We start from the raw sequence: 18,701 nt of genomic DNA on the forward strand, positions 1-18,701 counted from the left end.
CGCGGTACTCCCGTCCTTAATCAGGAATGGAGTCCGCAATGGCGCATGGTTCAAACGCACCAATTATCATTAAGCGTAAGAAGGTTATCGCCGGTGGCGGTCACCACGGTGGTGCTTGGAAAGTTGCTTATGCCGACTTCGTGACAGCGATGATGGCCTTCTTTCTTTTGATGTGGCTGCTCAATGCAACGACTGAACAGCAGCGCAAAGGCCTTGCTGACTACTTTTCGCCAACAATCCCCGTGGTCCGCGTGTCGGGCGGCGGAGATGGCATGTTCAGTGGGTCTAGCATGATGGCAGATGACGCAATGGCCCAAGATGGAACGGGTGCGGTGTCGTCGGTGGTTATCGAAGGTGGTCTTTCCGGCGGAGAGGCCGCCGCCGCTGAAGTCGCTGCATTGCAAGACATCGAGGCCCAACTTCTCGGCATTGGCGGTGAAAGCCTCGTGCAACAAGAAGCGTTGCGACACGTTGTAACGCGGCTGACCGACGAAGGCCTTATTATTGAGGTGTTTGCCCGTGAGGGAGCACCACTATTCGACAATGAAACTGCCAGTCCCACACCTGTGCTCGTTGAGTTAAGCGCAATGTTTGCTCGTGTGTTTTCGATCGTAACGAATCCCGTGGCAATTGAAGGTCATACGCGTTCGGTTCCATTGGTTGTTGCGGATCGCGAAGTTTGGGACATCTCTACCGGACGCGCCGAGACTGTTCGCCTCTTGCTAGAGGCTGGGACTCTCGACCCTACAAGAATTGCTCGCATTACCGGTCATGCCGATCGTGATCTTGCCAATGAAGATTCGCTGTCGGTCCGCAATAACCGGATCGAGATCACTTTGCTCCGCGTTGAGAACTGAGTCACATTTTATCTATTAGGGACCGGTTAAGGGCGGGCCTGTAGGCAAGGGGGGAGAATTTAGTTCCTTGTGACAGAAAGGCCAAGACTATGACAATTTCATCTTCCCTGAACGCTGGCGTGGCAGGGCTTGCTGCGAACGCAAGCCGTCTTGCAACGATCTCCGACAACATCGCGAACTCCGCGACATATGGTTACAAGCGCTCTGTCGCTGATTTTCACTCAATGGTCATTGGCAGCAATAAAGGGACATACACCGCTGGCGGTGTTCGAGTGACGACCCAGCGGATGATCGATGAGAGAGGTCCGCTTGTTGCGACCTCCAATGCGACAGATCTCGCGGTTCGTGGAACTGGTATGTTGCCTGTTACCGAAGGGTCATCTGTCACCGCCGCGAATGGCACAGATTTTCCAATGCGGCTGGCGTCTACTGGATCGTTCCGCCCCGATTCTGACGGATATCTTACGACTACAAGCGGACTGGTGTTGCTCGGGTGGCCCGCCGACCCTGATGGCACGATACCAGCATTTCCCCGCGACAGTATTGGTGGCCTAGAACCAATCAAGGTCAATTCGCAACAATTCGCGAGCGACCCAACAACCCAAATTGAACTCGCGGTTAACCTTCCCGCGACGGAAACTGAGGCAGGGGCTACTGGTGATACTCAAGAGCTCTCTATCGAGTACTTTGACAACTTGGGGACTGCCGAAAACCTGTCCATCAGCTTTTCACCGACTGTCCCTGCAACCGGGGCATCGAACGAATGGACGATGATCATTGAAGACAGTTCGGATGGCACAATCGTCGGCAATTACACGCTGCAGTTTGACGACTCCCCTGGACTTGGGGGTCGGTTGCTGTCGGTGACAGATTCAATCGGTGGCGCATATGACGCGGCAGAGGGGATAGTTTCGGTCGCCGTATCTGGTGGCAACCTCGACATTGATATTGATATCGGCCTGATAGGTGAGGCGGACGGAATGACCCAACTGTCTGACACCTTCGCCCCGATTTCCATTTCGAAAGACGGCTCGCCGGTCGGCAATATGACTTCCGTCGAGGTGGATGAGAATGGATATGTCCATGCCTTCTTCGACACCGGAATTTCTCGCAAGATATACCAAGTCCCATTGGTAGACGTGTCAAATTACAATGGTTTGGGGACTCAAGACCACCAAAGCTATTCCGTTACCCCGGAAAGTGGCGAGTTCTATCTCTGGGATGCAACCGATGGGCCAACCGGTGATATCGTCAGTTACGCCCGCGAAGAGTCTGCAACAGACGTTGCTGGCGAACTCACCAACCTGATCCAAACCCAACGCGCCTATTCATCAAACGCGAAGGTCATCCAGACCGTCGATGAAATGCTGCAGGAAACCACAAACATCAAACGCTAAACCAATGAGGTAGCCGGACCATGAGCATCTCCAATTCACTCTCGAATGCCCTATCCGGCATGAATGCGGCTTCTCGAACCGCAGAAGTCGTGTCGTCAAACCTGGCAAACTCGTTAACCGAAGGGTATGGGCGTCGTACTCTCAGTTTGACGGCAGCGTCTATCGGCGGGCAAGGCGCCGGTGTTGAGATCGGTTCAGTCATTCGTCATGTTGATCGCGGCATCTTGTCGGACCGCCGTTTAGCCGAGTCCAGCCTTGGCGGTTATGGGTCTCTCGTCTCAACGATGAGCCAAGTAGAAGATACCGTTGGACGCACGGGGGAAGATGGTTCGATTTCATCCAATATTGTTGCCCTAGAAGCCTCGCTTGTGGATGCAGCATCTGACCCATCATCCACCATTGGACTTTCAACGCTGGGTAATCGTCTAAGTAGCGTTGCGCAAAGCTTGAATGACGCTTCAAGTGCCGTTCAAACCCTTCGAGAAGAAGCGGATGCATCCATTGCCGACCAAGTTGACCTTCTGAACACTCGGTTGTCACAGGTCGAACGTCTGAATGCCGACATCACATATTCAAGAAACACTGGCGGCGACCCGTCGAGCCTGTTGGATCAGCGGCAGCAAGTCATTGACGATATCGCAGAAATAGTACCAATCAGAGAACTGGACCGCGACGGTGGGCAAGTTGCCTTAATGACACCGGATGGTGAAATGCTGCTTGATGGTAAGGCTAAGGAATTCGGCTTTGCCCAAAACAACACGATTGTAGCGGACATGACGTTTGCCGGCGGTGGGCTATCCGGCATAACCGTAGACGGCCAACCGATTGCGAGCGACGGAGTTGGTAAACTTGTCGGTGGATCCTTGGGTGCCGCATTTCAAGCGCGGGACGCTGAACTGGTGACTGTGCAAGACGGTCTCGACAACATAGCCGCCGACTTAATGGAACGCTTTCAGGACCCCAATGTTGACCCAACTTTGGCGATCGGTGAGGCGGGATTATTCACAGACGCTGGTTCGGCCTTTGATATTGCCAATTCGACTGGTCTAGCGGGGCGAATTTCCGTGAACGCTGCGGTTGACCCCGATCAAGGCGGCACTCTGACCAACTTGCGTGATGGTATTAATGCAACCACATCGGGACCCTCAGGAGACGCGAGCTTATTGCAGGCACTTTCCTCGGCGCTCACAACAACGCGCAGCACGACAAGCGATCCGGTTCAGCAAAGCGCAGCAGGCCGAGCGTCGTCCCTTGAGGCATCCGTTGGAAGTCAACGTCTCGAGTATGAGTCTGAACTAAGTTTTGCAACGGCTCGTTGGACAAGTTTGCAAGAAGCAGAAGCCGCAAACGGAGTGGACAGCGACTATGAGATGCAGATGTTGCTTCGGGTGGAGCAAGCATATGCCGCGAACGCTCGCGTCGTGCAGGCGGTCGAGACGATGATGCAATCCCTGATGGAGCTATAAGCCATGCCAGTTTCAACAATTGGCGACATGCGCCAATACTTCATGACATCACGTGCAAATTATTCACTAAAAACGGACATGCAGACGTTGGTGGAAGAATTAACCACTGGCGAGAAGTCTGATCTCACGGCTCATCTTGGCACAAACCAAACCAAACTAAACAGCATTGATCGTCAGCTAGAAATGCTTGGTACATACGCGCAGTCCAGCACAGGCCTCAGTCAGCTTCTGTCGACGATGCAAATTGCACTCGACGGCGTCGATGGACAAAGGTCAGCGACGAGTGACGCGTTGCTTACAGTGAATTCAGGAAGCTCGTTGTCTCAGATTGAGAACGTCAGCAACATCGCTCTTTCAGGGTTCGAGACAACGGTGAGTGCACTTAACACACGGTATGGCGATCGCAGTTTGTTTGGTGGCAATGATGTGGATACAAATCCCTTGGCTAGCTCGGATGTCATGATGGAGGACATACGCCTTGCAGTCTCGGGCTTAACGACTGAAGCAGACATTTCGAGTGCCCTGGACACCTGGTTTGATGATCCAGCGGGTGGGTTTCATACGCTCGGTTATCAAGGCGACGAAACGGGTACCATGACCCGACCTGTCGGCGCCAACCAAACGATTGACGTTGACGCTCGGGCCGATGATCCGTCGATCCGTGATACTATGAAAGCGATGGCGCTTGGCGCTTTGGCTGGTGACACGTCATTATCGCTGGACCTAGACACGCGTCGATCGATGCAAAAGCAAGCTGGTGATGATCTTTTGACCGTGGCGTCGCCCTTGGTCGATTTACAAGCCCGCCTTGGTTATGCCGAGGGTCAAGTTGAAGAAGCGTCCGTTCGAATTTCTGCACAACAGTCGTCATACGGCATTGCGCGAAATGACTTAGTATCAGCTGACCCGTTTGAGACGGCAACACGTTTGCAGTCCGTTCAGCTACAGCTGGAAACCCAATACACCTTAACCGCGCGCTTATCGCGCCTCTCACTGATGGAGTATTTGCGTTGATCAGAATGTTCGCCGCGTTGTTTCTAATTCTATCCACTAACATTGCTTACGCTTCTCCAATTCGGATCAAAGATCTGGTTGAGTTTGATGGCGTTCGCTCAAACGACCTTGTTGGGTATGGCCTTGTTGTCGGGTTAAATGGCACTGGGGATGGTCTGCGAAATTCGCCATTCACAGAAGAAATTATGAGCAACATCCTCGAAAGGCTTGGGGTCAATGTGACGGGTGAACAATTCCGCCCAAATAACGTTGCCGCAGTTATCGTAACGGCGAGCTTGCCGCCATTTGCGCGCACCGGAAGTCCGATAGATGTCACTATTTCGGCAATCGGAGATGCGGATAGCCTCTTAGGTGGCACACTCATTATGACACCCCTCAACGCCGCGGACGGCGAGATTTATGCCGTTGCACAGGGAACGATTATTGCAGGCGGAGTATCTGCACAGGGTGATGGTGGCGGTGTGGTTCAGGGCGTTCCGACTGCGGGCGTGATCCCATCAGGTGCGACTGTTGAACGTGAAGTTGATTTTGCGTTCGCTGACTTGTCCGTCATTCGACTTGCCTTGCGGTCTCCCGACTTTACGACCGCCGCACGTATCGAGACCGCGATTAACCAAACCTATGGTCGTGGTGTTGCAGTGATGCTCGACGCAGGGACCGTTCGTTTAGATATCACGGCAACGGGTGACGTTTCGCCGGCTCATTCTCTTGTTCGAGTCGAAAACATTCTGGTGGAACCGGAGCGTCGCGCACGGGTTGTCGTGGACCAAAGATCAGGAACCATCGTCATGGGGGATGATGTGCGGATTTCCCGTGTTGCAGTTAGTCAAGGCAATCTCACTCTACGCATTGAGGAAGCGCCGCTTGTTGTCCAACCTAACCCATTCTCTGACGGGCAAACGATTGTGGTGCCAAACACAAATGCACAGATCAACGAAGAGCCCGGTATAGGTCTTGCAGAGATCCAAGAAGGCACATCACTCTCAGAAGTCGTGGCAGGTTTGAACGCGCTGGGTGTTTCACCACGCGACATGATCGACATTCTTAAAAGCATAAAGGCGGCAGGTGCGCTCCACGCTGAATTCGTGGTGCGCTAACGCCGGGATTAGAAGTAGCTACGTACCAGGCTGCCGGCAATCAAACTCCAACCATCAGCGACGACAAAGAATGCGAGCTTGAATGGTAGCGAGACTATGGCCGGAGGTACCATCATCATCCCCATGGACATCAGGACAGCAGCTACAACGAGGTCAATAATAAGGAACGGTAGAAAGACCAGAAAGCCAATTTGAAACGCACGCTCAACTTCGCTTAACAAAAAGGATGGGATCAGAACGGAAAGGGGTGAAGTTTCGATCGACTGCGATAGTGTCACTTCGGGGCGGAGGCTTGCTAGTTCTTCAAATGTATCCGGTGCGATACGTCCCGCCATGAAAGTGCGAAAAGGTTCCATGACCTTAACAAACGCGTCTTCCAACGACATTGCATCGTTGAGCATGGGATCAATTCCATTTTCCCAGGACGCGACAAAAACAGGTTCCATTACGAAATAGGTAAGGAACAAGGCCAAGCTGATAATCAACATATTGGGCGGGGACTGCTGCAATCCTATGCCTTGTCGTAAGATCGATAACACCGTGACCATGAAAGGGAAGCATGTGATCATAATAGCAAGTCCAGGGACAATGCTCAGTAGTGTCAGAAGCACCAGCAGTTGAACGGATCTAGTGGTCAGTGAGCCGCCGTTGTCGAGTGTTATCGAGACATCTTGGGCAAGAACTGGGCCCGCTGAAGCTACGATGAAACCAGCGACGAGCAGTAGTGGAATTCGGTTATTCACTGCTTACTCCAGTCGAAATGACTTCGGTCAGACGCACGGCCAATTGTCCGGTTTCGCTGTCCGCGACTTGTTCAAGCTGACCGCGCGCAATGAGCCGCCCGCCAACAAACAAATCAACCGGGTCTTCGATACGTTTGTCTAAGGGAAGCACAGCGTTCTCACCAAGCTCCAATAGATCTCTTACAAGGGGACGCGCCCGTCCGACAGAAATTGTGACTTCGACTGGAATGTTATGGAGGGGGTGCGCAACTGGTACCGTTGGTGTGTCATCCATTTGAATGGGTCCTTTTTGTAAGGTCTAGACCATGTAAGGCCGTTTGTAGGGCGTCGAGCAGGGCAGGCAGATCGATCATGACATGAGTGTCTTTGCGGCGAAGTCTGGCTTGTCCATGTTCCATGGTCGGATCAGGGATGATATTGACCGCCTCATTGTCTAGATGGAGATCGCCAACAATGCTTGGCTCGACCGCCACCTCGATCGCCTGATCGGTTGCTTCCGAAAAGGCTTGTTCCATCGTTTCGATGAGAAATTCCGAAAAGCAATGCATCGCGATCTGAGGCAGGATGAGCCCAGAAATCTGGACCAAAAGTGGTTGGATTTGCTCAAGAAGGATGCCTCTGGCCTCCGTGTAGCCGAAAGTCATATCACTCAAGGCTGCAGCGACGTCGGTCATGCTTTGTTGCTGCTTTGCGGCGATGCTGTTTTCCGCATGTAGGCAGCCAGCCTCAAACCCTTTTTTGTAGTCTGCGCTGGGCGGGAATGCATCTTCGTCCTCACCGACATCGAAGCATTCTAGCGTGATGTGTGATGCAGTCATTTGGCCGGCTCGGAACTTGGGTCTTCAATCCAGCTTTGCAGGACTTGAATTGCTTCGTCGCGGCGATCATCAATAAGTCCGCGTAGCCTTTGCACTGGATCCTCATCCGCGGCGCTCGCGGCTTCGTCTTTGTTTGATTGGTTTTCTAAGTTATTCTGCACGGCCGTTGGGGCCGAGGTACCATCGATAACACTGCCATTTGCCCCAATGACCATCGGAGTTACGTTACCACCGCTATTGTCCAACAAAGCAGGTTCTTCATGCCGTGCCGTAAGAACGGGGCGAACAACAAATAGGCCCAAGATCAGTGCGACAAGGCCGAGCACTCCAGTCTGCACGAGCTTCATGATGTTGAGGGGCGCCGCAGGTAGGTCGGGTGCCTCCCCTGCAGCAGTGCCCAGTTCTGGAAGGGCCTCGAATACCATTGAACGGATCGTGATTTCGTCACCGCGGTCTGCATCAAGACCGACCGCGGAGGCGACGAGCATGCTAAGGTCTTCGAGCTCTTCCGCTGGGCGAGGGGAGACTACCACAACACCTTCATCGTCGATCGTCTCTATGCCGTTGACTAGAACGGCAACACTTATGCGGCGCACGGCGCCTGGCGTGCGCAAAACCTCTCTTTGGGTTTCGGATACTTCATAATTGGTGACCGAACGGCTTTCGCTATTTTCGTTTGTGGCGGCTCCGGAACTTCCTGCACCATCTCCTTCGGGGAGATTGGATGCGATGGTTACGTCGCCCGACATACTGTCTTGAGAAGAAGTACTGCTTTCTAGTACTTCCGTGCTAATTGCGACACGCGTTTCAGGGTCAAACCGACGCTCAATAATCGATTCGGTTTCAGTAATAGTGTCGACACTTACCTCAACGACGGCATTGCCCGGCCCAACTCGTGCAGCCAATAGACGTTCGACCCGATTTCGCAGCTCGGCGACTTTTTCATTTGCATCAGGCGTGATTGCCCTTTGATCATTGCCGGAAACAAGCCCTCCAACACCGTCAATTACGGCAACGTCGTTTGGAGAAAGCCCAGGAACCGCAGATGCGACCAAGAAGCGAAGCGCATCTGCTTGGCCAACATCCAGAGTGCCATTAACCGTTGTAACGGTAACGGCGGCGGTCGGTGATTGCTCGCGGCGAAACGGTTGAGCTGAGGTTGCTGAAATATGAACCCGAGCGGCTCGAATATGTGGGCTGGCTAGAATAGTTCGTGCAAGTTCACCTTCCTTCGCGCGCCAATAAGCAGCGTCAAACATCTGTGATGTCGTGCCAAAGCCAGACAAGTTATCAAGCAACTCGTACCCATCAGAGCTATTTGCGGGCAGACCTTCACTGGCTAATGTCATCCGCAGGCGGTCCCGATCGGCAGTCGGAACGAAAATCGATCCACCACGCACTTCGTATATCACGCCGCGTTGATCTAGGGATGTTACGACATCGCCCGCGGTCGAATTATCCAATCCAGCATAAAGCAGAGATAAATCCCGAGATGTGGTGGACCGAGCCATCATAAGGACGGCCCCAAAGACGGCCAGTGATGCGCCAATCACTATGATTCGACGGCGTGTATCAAGGTTAGACCAAGCTGTGTTCGTGCTTCCCAATGGGGATTCTCCCGTATCAAGGCGTGTTACCTGTTTCTCATCAATAAGCGGATCAGGCTTAACAATCGGTTAGTTCCTCGGAGGTATTGATCGATTAGAACGGAAGGATCGCAAAGATGGCAGAAACAGAAGAAACCCCTGAGGGAGAAGGCGAAGACACACCGAAAAAAGCGTCAAAGCTGCCCCTGATTCTTGGGTTGGTCTTTGCGATTCTCGGCGGAGCTGGTGGCTTCATGGCCGTAAAGATGGGACTCGTCGGCGGATCAGGTGATGATAGTCATGAAGAGGTTGTTCATGAAGAAGTCGCCGAAGAACTGCCGGCTCTCGCGTTTGTACCAGTGGAAACGTTGGTCATTAATTTGCCGCAACACGCGCGCGCGCAACATCTTCTTTTTACGTCTCAGCTGGAAGTGGATCCAGCCTATAGCGAAGAAGTCACGAGCCTCATGCCGCGGATCGTCGATGTCTTGAATGGGTATCTGCGCGCGGTTGATCTGTCCGATCTTGAAGATCCAACGGCGCTTATCAGGTTGCGCGCACAGATGCTGCGGCGCGTGCAGGTCGTTGTTGGGGATGGGCGGGTAAAGGACATCCTAATCATGGAATTTGTGTTGAACTAGAAAGGGTCAGCTATGGCATTTATCGCCGATATATTACTAACCGCAGGGGCCTTAGCGGCCGGATTTTATTGTTTCATTCTTTCTCGTCGGTTACGGCGATTTACGGACCTTGAGCAAGGGGTCGGCGGTGCCATTGCCGTTCTTTCAGTGCAGGTCGATGATCTTTCGAAGGCGCTTAAACAGGCGGAGTATGCTTCGTCTACATCGGGAACCACGTTGGTGGCTCAATGTGAACAGGCCGATCATGCTGCAAAGCGTCTCGAGTTGCTGATGGCTTCGCTTCACGATCTTCCGGATCCCAATCATTCGATTCCAAAACAACCTCAAACACCGACCATCGATCCTTTCTTCGTCCGAAGCCCAATCTTTTCAGAAGAGGCGACATAGCGTGAAGCGTCGAAAGTCCAAACATGTTCTTCTCGTGATTTCGAGTCTGCTTCTCATATCTGGGATGACAAGACTCGCGACAGGCGTTGGGCCAGCTATTGCATTGGCCGAGGAAGCGATTGCTCCGATGATTGAGGAGCCGATCGAAACACCGCCTGTGGAAGTTGAGCCCTTGTTAGAGGCATTACAAGCCCGAGAAAGACGCGTCTCAGATAGAGAAGTCGCAATGGAAGATCGGATGCGCGCCTTAGCCTTGGCAGAAGAAGAGTTGAGCGAACGTTTGGGGGAACTCCAAGCCGCAGAAGAGTCTTTAATAGCGACGCTGGCCTTGTCTGAAACCGCAAACGATGACGACATCGCACGGTTAACGGCAGTGTATGAGAACATGAAACCCGCGGATGCAGCGGGCTTGTTTGGCCAAATGGCACCAGATTTTGCGTCCGGCTTTCTTGTGCGTATGGCACCTGAAGCAGCAGCGGCTGTCTTGGCGGGGTTAGACCCGCAAACAGCCTATTCCATAAGCGTTATTATCGCGGGCCGAAATGCGAATGCACCTACTGAGTAGCGGTGCTGACGGAACGTTAACTACTGTCGTGGCATCACCATAGCAGCATAAGTAGGGGCAGAATCATGATCGGCTTGGTCGGAATCGTTATCATTTTTGTTATGGTATTTGGGGGCTACACGCTTGCAGGGGGTAAGATGGGGATGATCCTCAAAGCTCTTCCCTTCGAGATGATTATGATTGGTGGGGCGGCAGTCGGCGCCTTTGTGATCTCCAACGATATGTCAGGTATCAAACACACCATGAAAGACATGGGAAAGGTCTTCAAAGGGACGAAATGGAAGCCCGATGATTATCGCGACCTGTTGTGTCTTCTATTTGAGCTGATCCGCATTGCGAGGACCAATCCCGTCGGGTTAGAGGCCCACATTGAGGAACCGACGGAAAGCGCGTTGTTCGGGAAGTACCCAAAAATTCTTTCCGATGGCGAGGCGGTTGCATTGATCTGTGACACAATGCGGTCGGCCTCTATGAATTATGATGATCCTCATCAGGTCGAAGAAGTGCTCGAGAAACGGATAGAGGCAAACTTTCACCATTCCATGCATGGCACACATGCGCTTCAGACGATTGCTGATGGTCTACCTGCTCTGGGAATTGTTGCGGCTGTTCTTGGCGTTATCAAAACGATGGGGTCCATTGATCAGCCGCCAGAAGTCCTGGGAAAAATGATCGGTGGCGCCTTGGTCGGCACATTCTTGGGAGTATTCCTCGCCTACGGTTTGGTCGGTCCCTTTGCTGGCCGAGTTAAAACGGTTGTTGAAGACGACGCGCATTTTTATCAGCTTATTAGGGAAGTCCTCGTCGCGAACCTATACCAGCATGCGCCCAATATTTGCATAGAGGTCGGCCGCCAGAATACGCCCGGCCACTGTCGCCCGAGCTTCACTGATCTGGAAGAAGCTCTAAAAGCTGCCAAACAGGATGCAGCATGATCCGGTTCGCTCTTGCTTTCATGTGTTTTCCGATAGTGGTTTGGGCAGATTCCGCACCTATTCGTACCGGCGAACACGAGACATTCTCCCGATTTGTGATTGGAATTGGGTCAGGAACTCCATGGTCTGTTGAACAAACGGGCAGTGGATTCCTCTTGACTCTAAGCGGCCACGAAGACGGTTTTGACACCTCAGCGGTGTTTGAACGCATTCCTCGAGAGAGAGTCCTGAACGTCTTACAGATTGCTAAGAACGAGCTCCTCTTCGAAGTAGATTGCGATTGTGAGGCTGATGCGTTTTTATGGAAAAGTGGTCAGTTGGTTGTTGATATCGTCTCCAGCACCCCTTCAGTAAGTGAGACTGAAAATAACCAACCGCAATTTCAATCCTCTCAACCGTTTTTGGTTTCGGAAAACAGTGGCCTTGAGTTGCCAAACTTATTGGTTTTACAGAATGCTTCTTTGCCGCCTTTGTCTCTCGCCAACCCTGTAGTGCCAACTGCCAGTGCCGCCGTAGCTTTCGACGATGATGCTCCGGTTGCCCAAGATCGAACGGATATTGCAGCAACTGAGGCTGCATTGCTCGAAGGCCTTGCACGAGCAGCATCCCAGGGGTTTCTTGATCCAAATATCACATCGCATGCTGACCCAGAACCAGTGCAGGAGGACGTGCCGGTAGACAAACCCCCGCAAAACGCCCAATCGGTTGAGCCAGTTGTATCTGGCCATCCTGGAATTGGAATCTCAACAGCGATGGACCGTGATCTTAGTGCGATCCGTGACATTCTAGGGGCTGAAATTGGTCAGAAATGCCTATCAGCTGATCTATTCCAGATCGATCAATGGGGTGACGGTCGCGCGCTGTACGCGCAAGTTGCAGATCTAGCTGAGGCCTTGGCCGGTGAGTTCGGGGAACAGCCTTTAGAGGCGCAGAATCAACTTGCAAGGCTGTATCTGCATTTTGGATTTGGCGTGGAGGCGAGAAATGCCTTGGCCTCAGATCCCGCGCAAAGTCAGGATCGCTTAGTGCTTCTGCAACTTGCCGGGCTAATTGATGAATATGATGTAGAGACGGATCTTATAGTCGCACAGGCGGGGTGTGACACGTCAGGAGCGATGTGGGCCTTTATCGCTCAACCGACAGAAATCGACGAAGATCGAAAAAACCATATTACACAGAGTTTCTTGGCGCTGCCGCAACCATTGCGCGGGCAGATGGCACCGCGTTTGGCTCGGTATTTCACCGATGTTGGAGAGGTTGAAGCAGCCGCACAACTTCTTCGCGCAACGGACCGCAATGATTCAGCTGGAAACCACGAAACGATCGCAGTTCAGGCGCTGGTGGCGGAACATCAAGATCACCCAGAGGAAGCGATGGCTGCGCTAAAGGAAGAAGCAGAGGACAATGGGCGCATTTCACCTGACTCGTTAATTCGTTTGATTGAGCTGGGTGTTGAGAACGAATCGCTTCCAGACGAATCCGATCTGATTTTGGCGGCAGCGATGCGCCAAGAGCATCGAGGTACGCCTACAGCGGATCGTCTCGCTCTCGCAGAAGCAATTGCCCGCGTACAACTTGAGCAGTATCAGGCAGCATTTGACCTTCTGGAGCAGCGAGACGATCAGGAGGCATTGGATGCCCTTAACTTTGCAGTCATTGAAATGACCGAACGGGCTGAGGCTGCGACATTTCTGGGTTTCGCATTTGAAGATACTCCAAGCGGCCTCACGTCCCACAGTGAAAATCTCATTGCTGCTCGATTAATTGAGATTGGATTTTCTGAACGTGCAGCCGATTTTCTAGTGTCACCCGCCCAGCGCGAGGCTGCGGCTGAACGCCGGTATTTACGTGCACAAGCTGCTATTGGGGTAGAAGACTATATCAGCGCCATAGAAGGCCTGATTGGTTTGACGACATCGCGCGCAAATGAACTGCGCGCCCGTGCCTATACGGGCTTGGGAGATCATAATGCCGTACTATCCGCGCAATCAATTGATAACACAGAGGTAGATGGAGCGACGTTACAATTTCGCGCCGAGGCCTGGGATCGGCTTACTCTTGAGGATGATGAGGCACTATCGGCTTTCGCAGAAACGGTCCTTAGCCGTCCGGTCGAAGATCCGATAGAGACGCTATTTGATAGGCGGGAGGTTTTGTCACAATCCCAAGAAAGCCGGCGCGCAGTTGAAGCACTGCTTTCGCGATTTGATGGACCTATTGCTCCAGATTGATTGACTTGGTTACCAAATCGTAACGACCTAGCTTTAACTCTGTCACGACCAGCAACAGAATGTGCAGGGGTAAAATGGGCCAGAAACGTTTTGACTTCAAACCAGTGACCAGCATTGCGATTGTTAAACGTGAAGCGGGGCTAAGCTGATGCCAGACATTACCCTACGTTCGGTCTTTCAGCCTACCGTCTTGTTGGCTCTCGCATTGATGGCGATCATTGTGATGATGATTTTACCCATGCCTTCGTGGGTCTTGGATATTGGTCTTGCAGCATCTTTTGCGCTTGCGATCCTGATTTTCACTGTCACCTTATTCATTGAGAGGCCGTTAGACTTTTCGGCTTTTCCAACAATTCTACTGGCCTCTTTGATGCTGCGACTGTCTCTCAACGTATCATCAACCAAGTTAATCATAGGCGAAGGGCACACTGGAACTGGTGCCGCCGGGGATGTGATAGAAGGCTTTGCCAATTTCGTAATGGGCGGCAGTGTCTTTCTGGGTCTCGTTGTCTTCGGCGTTCTATTGATTGTGAACTTCATGGTGATCAACAAAGGCGCGACCCGAATGGCAGAGGTTGGGGCGCGTTTTGCCTTAGACGGAATGCCGGGAAAACAACTTGCGATCGACAGCGACATGAGCGCTGGAGCGATTGATCACAACGAAGCCAAACGCCGCCGCGAACTAGAGCAAGCCGAAACAACCTTTTTCGGGTCGCTGGATGGCGCATCGAAGTTCGTTAAAGGGGATGCGGTAGCTGGTCTTCTCATCACCGCTTTGAATCTTGTGATGGGGCTCATTATGGGGGCTGCTGTTCATGGCATGCCGGTTGGTGTTGCCTTTGAAACCTATGCTATATTGACCGTTGGCGACGGTCTGGTGAACCAGATCCCATCAGTCATCATTTCGATTGCATCGGCGTTACTGTTGGCTCGGGGCGGCGCGAAAGGGGCCACTGATCTCGCTCTTGTGTCTCAGCTTGGGGGTTACCCCGCCGCGTTGGCGACTGTAGGCGTCCTTATGTTTTTGTTCGCTCTTGTTCCTGGGTTGCCGTTTCTTCCGTTTGTTGCGGGTGCTGGTGCGCTGGGGGCGGCGGCTTGGTTTGGCAAGAAAGCAGCCGATGAGGCCGCTGCCAAGAAAGCAAAAGAACAGGAACAGCCTATTGTTCAAGCGCCCAGTGAAAGTATGGGAGACCTCCTAGACCTTGATGACATTCACGTCGAGTTTGCCCCAGATTTGGTTGATATGGTGCTGGATCCCGGCGTCGGACTCGATGTTCGGATTGGCAATATGCGCAACCACGTTGCGACTGAATTTGGCGTCTTGTTGCCAGATATTAGGTTGACCGATAACGTCTCCTTGCCAGACGGCTACTATCGAATTCTGGTGCAAGGTGTGGAGCAGGTCAGGGATCGCCTTCAACCTGGTCGTGTTCTGGCTCTGCTGGCTGGCCCCGAAACTCAAGTACCTAACGGGCAAGACGTCCAAGAACCGGTTTACGGTGCGCCGGCTCGGTGGATCAGTTCGGATGATCAAGAATCAGCATCCTTAAGCGGCCTGACAACTGTGCAGCCGACTGAAGTCCTCGCGACGCACTTATTGGAAGTCATAAAAAAGAACTTTTCCCGCCTCATGACGCTCAAGACATTGCGTCGGTTGATGGATGAAATGAGCCAGCTCACGGACACCGCGCGAGGCGAAGCGAACCGAAAGATGTTGGACGAACTGGTTCCCGATAAGGTTCCCGTCGACATGTTGTTATCAGTCCTGCGCCTCTTGCTCGAAGAACGTGTGTCGATCCGCAATCTATCGTTGATCATCGAGGCTACCGCCGAAGGGCGCCAGCTTTACCCAACCGTCGAAGGTGTGGCAGAGCACGTCCGCCAGCGCCTTGGATTCCAATTGGTTGCCGAGATGCGTCGTGATGACGGAACCATCCCTCTCGTGCAATTGGCGCCAGAATGGGAAGACATGTTCGCTACTTATCAAATCGCCACGGAACGTGGTTTGGGGGACGTCGCTTTGCCACCAGATGAGTTCAATCGACTTGCGCTCGCGATCTCGGAGAAGATTACCGCAGCCGGAGAAGCGGGTACATTTCCGGCCTTGGTCACGTCCATGAAGCGCCGTCGATTCTTGCGTACGGTCCTTACCGCAAAGGGTCTACCCAACCCTGTCCTGTCCTTCGAAGAAATCGGTGTCGACGCCAAACCTGCATTGGTCGGCTTGGTTGCTGCATGATTGAGGGATTGGCCGACCTCACGTCGCTCTCGCAAGTCTTCCTCTGGCAAGCCTTCGTTGTGTTCGTTCGGGTCGGCGCAATGGTTTCTTTGCTGCCGGCGTTTGGAGAACAATCGATTCCGGCTCAAGTAAAACTTGGCATCGCCTTTGCTTTCACGATGATTGTCTTGCCTGCCGTACCAACGCCCCCCTCAATGGAATCCATTGCAACTGTCGGCCTCGTTTTTGCCGAGTCCCTCACCGGGTTTTTCCTCGGAATGATGCTTCGATTGTTTATCCTAGCTCTGCAAACGGCGGGCTCAATCGCAGCGCAATCGACATCGCTTTCACAACTGTTTGGTGGAGCAGGAACGGATCCTTTGCCAGCAATGGGCCATGTACTTGTCGTTGGTGGCCTTGCCTTGGCGACAATCATGGGACTTCATATCCAGATCGCAGAGTTTATGATCCATAGTTACGTGATCGTTCCGCATGGCTCTGTCATTCCACCTGACGTTCTGACCCCTGCTGGCATTGCCGAAATCTCATATGCGTTTGCATTGGGCTTTACGCTCGCCGCGCCTTTTGTCGTTGCGTCACTGATCTACAACATCACGCTCGGTGTCATAAACAAAGCCATGCCCCAGCTGATGGTGGCCTTCGTCGGCGCACCCGCCATTACGGCAGGTGGCCTGATCATCTTGATGCTTGCAGCGCCACTCATGCTGTCGCTGTGGGTTGAATCGATGGGCCTCTTCATCGCGGATCCGTTCAGGGGGCGCTAATGAGTGACGAAAGTAACGACGATGACAAGCAATTTGAAGCGTCTCAGCATAAATTGGATGAGGCCCGAAAGAAGGGCGATTTCCCACGATCAACCGACTTAAATACGGCGTCCGCTTATGCCGGTATTCTTATCGCCGGGGTTAGTGTTGGTGCAGCGTCATTAACGCAAATTGGGTCAGAACTCGCGGGCGTGATTGCAAGGCCAGACTCAATCTCAGCGGGCGTTTTCTCGTCCAATGGCGGTCCATTTATGGGTGGATTGATACGGGATATTGGAGTTGCACTTGCACCATGGTTTGCAATTCCAGCGGGGTTTGTGATCCTTTCACTAATGCTACAGAAGGGGTTTGTTTTTGCGCCCTCCAAGCTAGAACCGAAACTGTCCCGTATCTCTCCGATCTCTCAAGCAAAGAACAAATTTGGCCGAAGCGGTTTGTTCGAATTCGGAAAGAGTACGGCAAAGCTCATCTTATACTGCATTGTGCTGTTTTCATTTCTCGCCGGTCGAATGCCGGACATCATGGGTGCAATGGCACTATCACCGGCCCAAATCATGGCGATGCTCTTGCGACTTTGTATTAGCCTAATGTCCATCGTCTTGTTGATTGCCATCTCACTTGGTGTGGTCGACTACACGTGGCAACGCGCAGAACATCTGCGCAAGAACCGGATGTCACGCAAAGAGCTGACGGACGAAAATAAGAACTCCGAAGGTGATCCGGCGATGAAGCAGAAACGTCGCCAAAAAGGAGTCGCGATTGCAATGAATCAGATGATGGCTGATGTGCCAGATGCAGATGTGATTATCGTGAACCCGACCCATTATGCTGTCGCGCTTAAGTGGGACCGAACGGTTGGCGGCGCGCCTGAGTGTGTGGCAAAAGGCGTAGACTTGGTTGCCGCGCGCATCCGCGAGATCGCGCAGGAAAACGCGGTCCCGATCCATTCGGACCCACCGACCGCCCGAGCCCTTCATGCAACGGTAGAGCTCGGCCAAACGATACCGCGAGATCATTACAAGGCGGTCGCCGCGGCAATCCGCTTTGCTGACCGGATTCGCAAGGTCGCAAGGAAATGACGGGAAAACTAACCAGCTTTCGTCGGTTGATTCCGGTCCTGGATATGGCGTTTCAGGCAGAGCAGCTGAAAATGGCACAAGTTCTTAGCCATATTGAAGGCTTGGCAAAACAACTTGCTGAACTTGAACGCCCTCAAAGTGTTGATCCATTAAGCTTAGCGTCCCGAACTGGCGCTGACGTCCTTTGGGAAACATGGGCGAAAGACAAAAAAGTACTGATCAACCAAGAGTTGGCCCGTGCTTTTCGGGACCGCGAGATATTACGCGAACGGCTAGTAAAAACGCTTTCAAAACTTGAGGCCGCAAAACAAATGGAACAGCGTGCTGTGTTGGAAGAGCGACAGTTAGCTTTGAGGCGTTCTAGTTGGTGACATCTTGGCGAACTATATCAACGATCAGAACGTCGGTGATATGGCCTTGCATTACATCATCAGCAGCGCCTTGCAGGGCTTCACGCAACAGGCGCATGTTTGAAGACGAGGTGAAAGCGCCCGCAAAACCGCCCATGTTGGCGTGGTCAAACATCACTTGAAGGAAAGCATCGCGTAAACGGGGCTCGTGCGAAAACACCGCCTCTTGCCCCCCTGTTTCTACTTCAATGCTTAATGACATTACGATCAAGGCCGTAACGCGTTCACCGACAACGATGGGGACCACAAACTGGTTGTTCATTCGAGCGTACTCACGTCCATCCAACGGGATCGGATCAGACGATTCCGTTTCTTCATGCGCGAGTTCCGTTGGTGTTACGCTGGTGTCCCCACAAGGATCACTGACCAGTTCCTCGGTTTCAGGAGTCAGAAACAGTCCAGCACCGACCCCGCCTCCAACGCCTAACAACAACAAGATCAACGGTAAAATCAGTTTCTTCACAGTAGTGCC

The 18,701-nt window shown here is 52.7% G+C and carries 19 protein-coding genes; 14 read left to right on the forward strand and 5 right to left on the reverse strand.

What is annotated here, in order from left to right; genetic code table 11:
* The first annotated feature begins 38 nt into the window (after positions 1–38).
* The 5 genes from KO486_RS03970 to KO486_RS03990 all read left to right on the forward strand — a co-directional run bounded on the left by KO486_RS03970 (position 39) and on the right by KO486_RS03990 (position 5,831).
* Positions 39–857, forward strand: coding sequence for a flagellar motor protein MotB (locus KO486_RS03970; protein ID WP_216035941.1), 819 nt, complete (start codon positions 39–41; stop codon positions 855–857).
* A gap of 89 nt (positions 858–946) precedes the next feature.
* Positions 947–2,254 carry a flagellar hook-basal body complex protein gene (locus KO486_RS03975; RefSeq protein WP_216035942.1) on the forward strand — a complete coding sequence of 436 codons (1,308 nt, stop codon included), beginning with the start codon at positions 947–949 and terminating at the stop codon, positions 2,252–2,254.
* 20 nt (positions 2,255–2,274) lie between these two features.
* Positions 2,275–3,720 (forward strand): flagellar hook-associated protein FlgK, encoded by a 1,446-nt coding sequence (gene flgK / locus KO486_RS03980; RefSeq protein WP_216035943.1) that lies wholly within the window; start codon positions 2,275–2,277, stop codon positions 3,718–3,720.
* Between the two features lie 3 nt (positions 3,721–3,723).
* On the forward strand, positions 3,724–4,734 hold the full coding sequence (locus tag KO486_RS03985) for a flagellin (protein ID WP_216035944.1): 1,011 nt from the start codon (positions 3,724–3,726) through the stop codon (positions 4,732–4,734).
* 5 nt (positions 4,735–4,739) lie between these two features.
* The gene (locus tag KO486_RS03990; protein ID WP_216036224.1) at positions 4,740–5,831 is read left to right on the forward strand and encodes a flagellar basal body P-ring protein FlgI; all 1,092 of its coding nucleotides are present in this window, start codon (positions 4,740–4,742) and stop codon (positions 5,829–5,831) included.
* 8 nt (positions 5,832–5,839) lie between these two features.
* On the opposite strand, the gene fliP is transcribed toward KO486_RS03990, so the two are convergent.
* The 4 genes from fliP to fliF are packed head-to-tail and all read right to left on the reverse strand — an operon-like array spanning position 5,840 to position 8,999.
* The gene (gene fliP, locus KO486_RS03995; protein WP_303435434.1) at positions 5,840–6,574 is read right to left on the reverse strand and encodes a flagellar type III secretion system pore protein FliP; all 735 of its coding nucleotides are present in this window, start codon (positions 6,572–6,574) and stop codon (positions 5,840–5,842) included.
* Entirely contained in the window at positions 6,567–6,848 is a 282-nt protein-coding gene (locus tag KO486_RS04000; RefSeq protein WP_216035945.1) for a FliM/FliN family flagellar motor C-terminal domain-containing protein, read from the reverse strand. The genes fliP and KO486_RS04000 overlap by 8 nt, the downstream gene beginning before the upstream one ends.
* Positions 6,841–7,392, reverse strand: a complete 552-nt coding sequence (locus KO486_RS04005; RefSeq protein ID WP_216035946.1) for a hypothetical protein — start codon at positions 7,390–7,392, stop codon at positions 6,841–6,843. The genes KO486_RS04000 and KO486_RS04005 overlap by 8 nt, the downstream gene beginning before the upstream one ends.
* Entirely contained in the window at positions 7,389–8,999 is a 1,611-nt protein-coding gene (gene fliF, locus KO486_RS04010; protein WP_216035947.1) for a flagellar basal-body MS-ring/collar protein FliF, read from the reverse strand. Before fliF ends, KO486_RS04005 begins: the two co-directional genes overlap by 4 nt.
* 116 nt (positions 9,000–9,115) lie before the next feature.
* Here fliF and KO486_RS04015 point away from each other — a divergent pair, with 116 nt between their 5' ends.
* From KO486_RS04015 to KO486_RS04055, 9 genes are all read left to right on the forward strand, one after another.
* Positions 9,116–9,619: a flagellar basal body-associated FliL family protein gene (locus KO486_RS04015; protein WP_216035948.1), complete on the forward strand. Its 504-nt coding sequence runs from the start codon at positions 9,116–9,118 to the stop codon at positions 9,617–9,619.
* Positions 9,620–9,631: 12 nt separating this feature from the next.
* The gene (locus KO486_RS04020) at positions 9,632–10,006 is read left to right on the forward strand and encodes a hypothetical protein (protein ID WP_216035949.1); all 375 of its coding nucleotides are present in this window, start codon (positions 9,632–9,634) and stop codon (positions 10,004–10,006) included.
* A 64-nt stretch (positions 10,007–10,070) separates the two neighbouring features.
* On the forward strand, positions 10,071–10,571 hold the full coding sequence (locus KO486_RS04025; RefSeq protein WP_252734555.1) for a hypothetical protein: 501 nt from the start codon (positions 10,071–10,073) through the stop codon (positions 10,569–10,571).
* A 65-nt stretch (positions 10,572–10,636) separates the two neighbouring features.
* Complete coding sequence (motA, locus tag KO486_RS04030; RefSeq protein ID WP_216035951.1) at positions 10,637–11,506, forward strand: flagellar motor stator protein MotA; 870 nt, start codon at positions 10,637–10,639, stop codon at positions 11,504–11,506.
* A complete protein-coding gene (locus KO486_RS04035) occupies positions 11,503–13,737 on the forward strand; it encodes a hypothetical protein (protein ID WP_216035952.1) in 2,235 nt (744 codons plus the stop codon). The genes motA and KO486_RS04035 overlap by 4 nt, the downstream gene beginning before the upstream one ends.
* A gap of 148 nt (positions 13,738–13,885) precedes the next feature.
* Positions 13,886–15,976 (forward strand): flagellar biosynthesis protein FlhA, encoded by a 2,091-nt coding sequence (flhA, locus tag KO486_RS04040; protein ID WP_216035953.1) that lies wholly within the window; start codon positions 13,886–13,888, stop codon positions 15,974–15,976.
* Complete coding sequence (locus KO486_RS04045; RefSeq protein WP_216035954.1) at positions 15,973–16,740, forward strand: flagellar biosynthetic protein FliR; 768 nt, start codon at positions 15,973–15,975, stop codon at positions 16,738–16,740. Before flhA ends, KO486_RS04045 begins: the two co-directional genes overlap by 4 nt.
* Positions 16,740–17,819 carry a flagellar type III secretion system protein FlhB gene (locus KO486_RS04050; RefSeq protein WP_216035955.1) on the forward strand — a complete coding sequence of 360 codons (1,080 nt, stop codon included), beginning with the start codon at positions 16,740–16,742 and terminating at the stop codon, positions 17,817–17,819. Before KO486_RS04045 ends, KO486_RS04050 begins: the two co-directional genes overlap by 1 nt.
* Complete coding sequence (locus KO486_RS04055; protein WP_216035956.1) at positions 17,816–18,190, forward strand: hypothetical protein; 375 nt, start codon at positions 17,816–17,818, stop codon at positions 18,188–18,190. The genes KO486_RS04050 and KO486_RS04055 overlap by 4 nt, the downstream gene beginning before the upstream one ends.
* On the opposite strand, the gene KO486_RS04060 is transcribed toward KO486_RS04055, so the two are convergent.
* The gene (locus KO486_RS04060) at positions 18,180–18,692 is read right to left on the reverse strand and encodes a flagellar basal body-associated FliL family protein (RefSeq protein WP_216035957.1); all 513 of its coding nucleotides are present in this window, start codon (positions 18,690–18,692) and stop codon (positions 18,180–18,182) included. The genes KO486_RS04055 and KO486_RS04060 overlap by 11 nt on opposite strands.
* Positions 18,693–18,701: the final 9 nt, after the last annotated feature.

It is taken from the genome of Octadecabacter sp. B2R22, assembly GCF_018861045.1.
Taxonomy (GTDB): domain Bacteria; phylum Pseudomonadota; class Alphaproteobacteria; order Rhodobacterales; family Rhodobacteraceae; genus Octadecabacter.

What these genes read in the sequence shown, in the direction of transcription:
- KO486_RS03970 (WP_216035941.1), top strand. Translation starts at nt 39, where the DNA reads ATGGCGCATGGTTCAAACGCACCAATTATCATTAAGCGTAAGAAGGTT.
- KO486_RS03975 (WP_216035942.1), top strand. Translation starts at nt 947, where the DNA reads ATGACAATTTCATCTTCCCTGAACGCTGGCGTGGCAGGGCTTGCTGCG.
- flgK (WP_216035943.1), top strand. Translation starts at nt 2,275, where the DNA reads ATGAGCATCTCCAATTCACTCTCGAATGCCCTATCCGGCATGAATGCG.
- KO486_RS03985 (WP_216035944.1), top strand. Translation starts at nt 3,724, where the DNA reads ATGCCAGTTTCAACAATTGGCGACATGCGCCAATACTTCATGACATCA.
- KO486_RS03990 (WP_216036224.1), top strand. Translation starts at nt 4,740, where the DNA reads ATGTTCGCCGCGTTGTTTCTAATTCTATCCACTAACATTGCTTACGCT.
- KO486_RS04000 (WP_216035945.1), bottom strand. Translation starts at nt 6,848, where the DNA reads ATGGATGACACACCAACGGTACCAGTTGCGCACCCCCTCCATAACATT.
- KO486_RS04005 (WP_216035946.1), bottom strand. Translation starts at nt 7,392, where the DNA reads ATGACTGCATCACACATCACGCTAGAATGCTTCGATGTCGGTGAGGAC.
- KO486_RS04015 (WP_216035948.1), top strand. Translation starts at nt 9,116, where the DNA reads ATGGCAGAAACAGAAGAAACCCCTGAGGGAGAAGGCGAAGACACACCG.
- KO486_RS04020 (WP_216035949.1), top strand. Translation starts at nt 9,632, where the DNA reads ATGGCATTTATCGCCGATATATTACTAACCGCAGGGGCCTTAGCGGCC.
- KO486_RS04025 (WP_252734555.1), top strand. Translation starts at nt 10,071, where the DNA reads ATGACAAGACTCGCGACAGGCGTTGGGCCAGCTATTGCATTGGCCGAG.
- motA (WP_216035951.1), top strand. Translation starts at nt 10,637, where the DNA reads ATGATCGGCTTGGTCGGAATCGTTATCATTTTTGTTATGGTATTTGGG.
- KO486_RS04035 (WP_216035952.1), top strand. Translation starts at nt 11,503, where the DNA reads ATGATCCGGTTCGCTCTTGCTTTCATGTGTTTTCCGATAGTGGTTTGG.
- flhA (WP_216035953.1), top strand. Translation starts at nt 13,886, where the DNA reads ATGCCAGACATTACCCTACGTTCGGTCTTTCAGCCTACCGTCTTGTTG.
- KO486_RS04045 (WP_216035954.1), top strand. Translation starts at nt 15,973, where the DNA reads ATGATTGAGGGATTGGCCGACCTCACGTCGCTCTCGCAAGTCTTCCTC.
- KO486_RS04050 (WP_216035955.1), top strand. Translation starts at nt 16,740, where the DNA reads ATGAGTGACGAAAGTAACGACGATGACAAGCAATTTGAAGCGTCTCAG.
- KO486_RS04055 (WP_216035956.1), top strand. Translation starts at nt 17,816, where the DNA reads ATGACGGGAAAACTAACCAGCTTTCGTCGGTTGATTCCGGTCCTGGAT.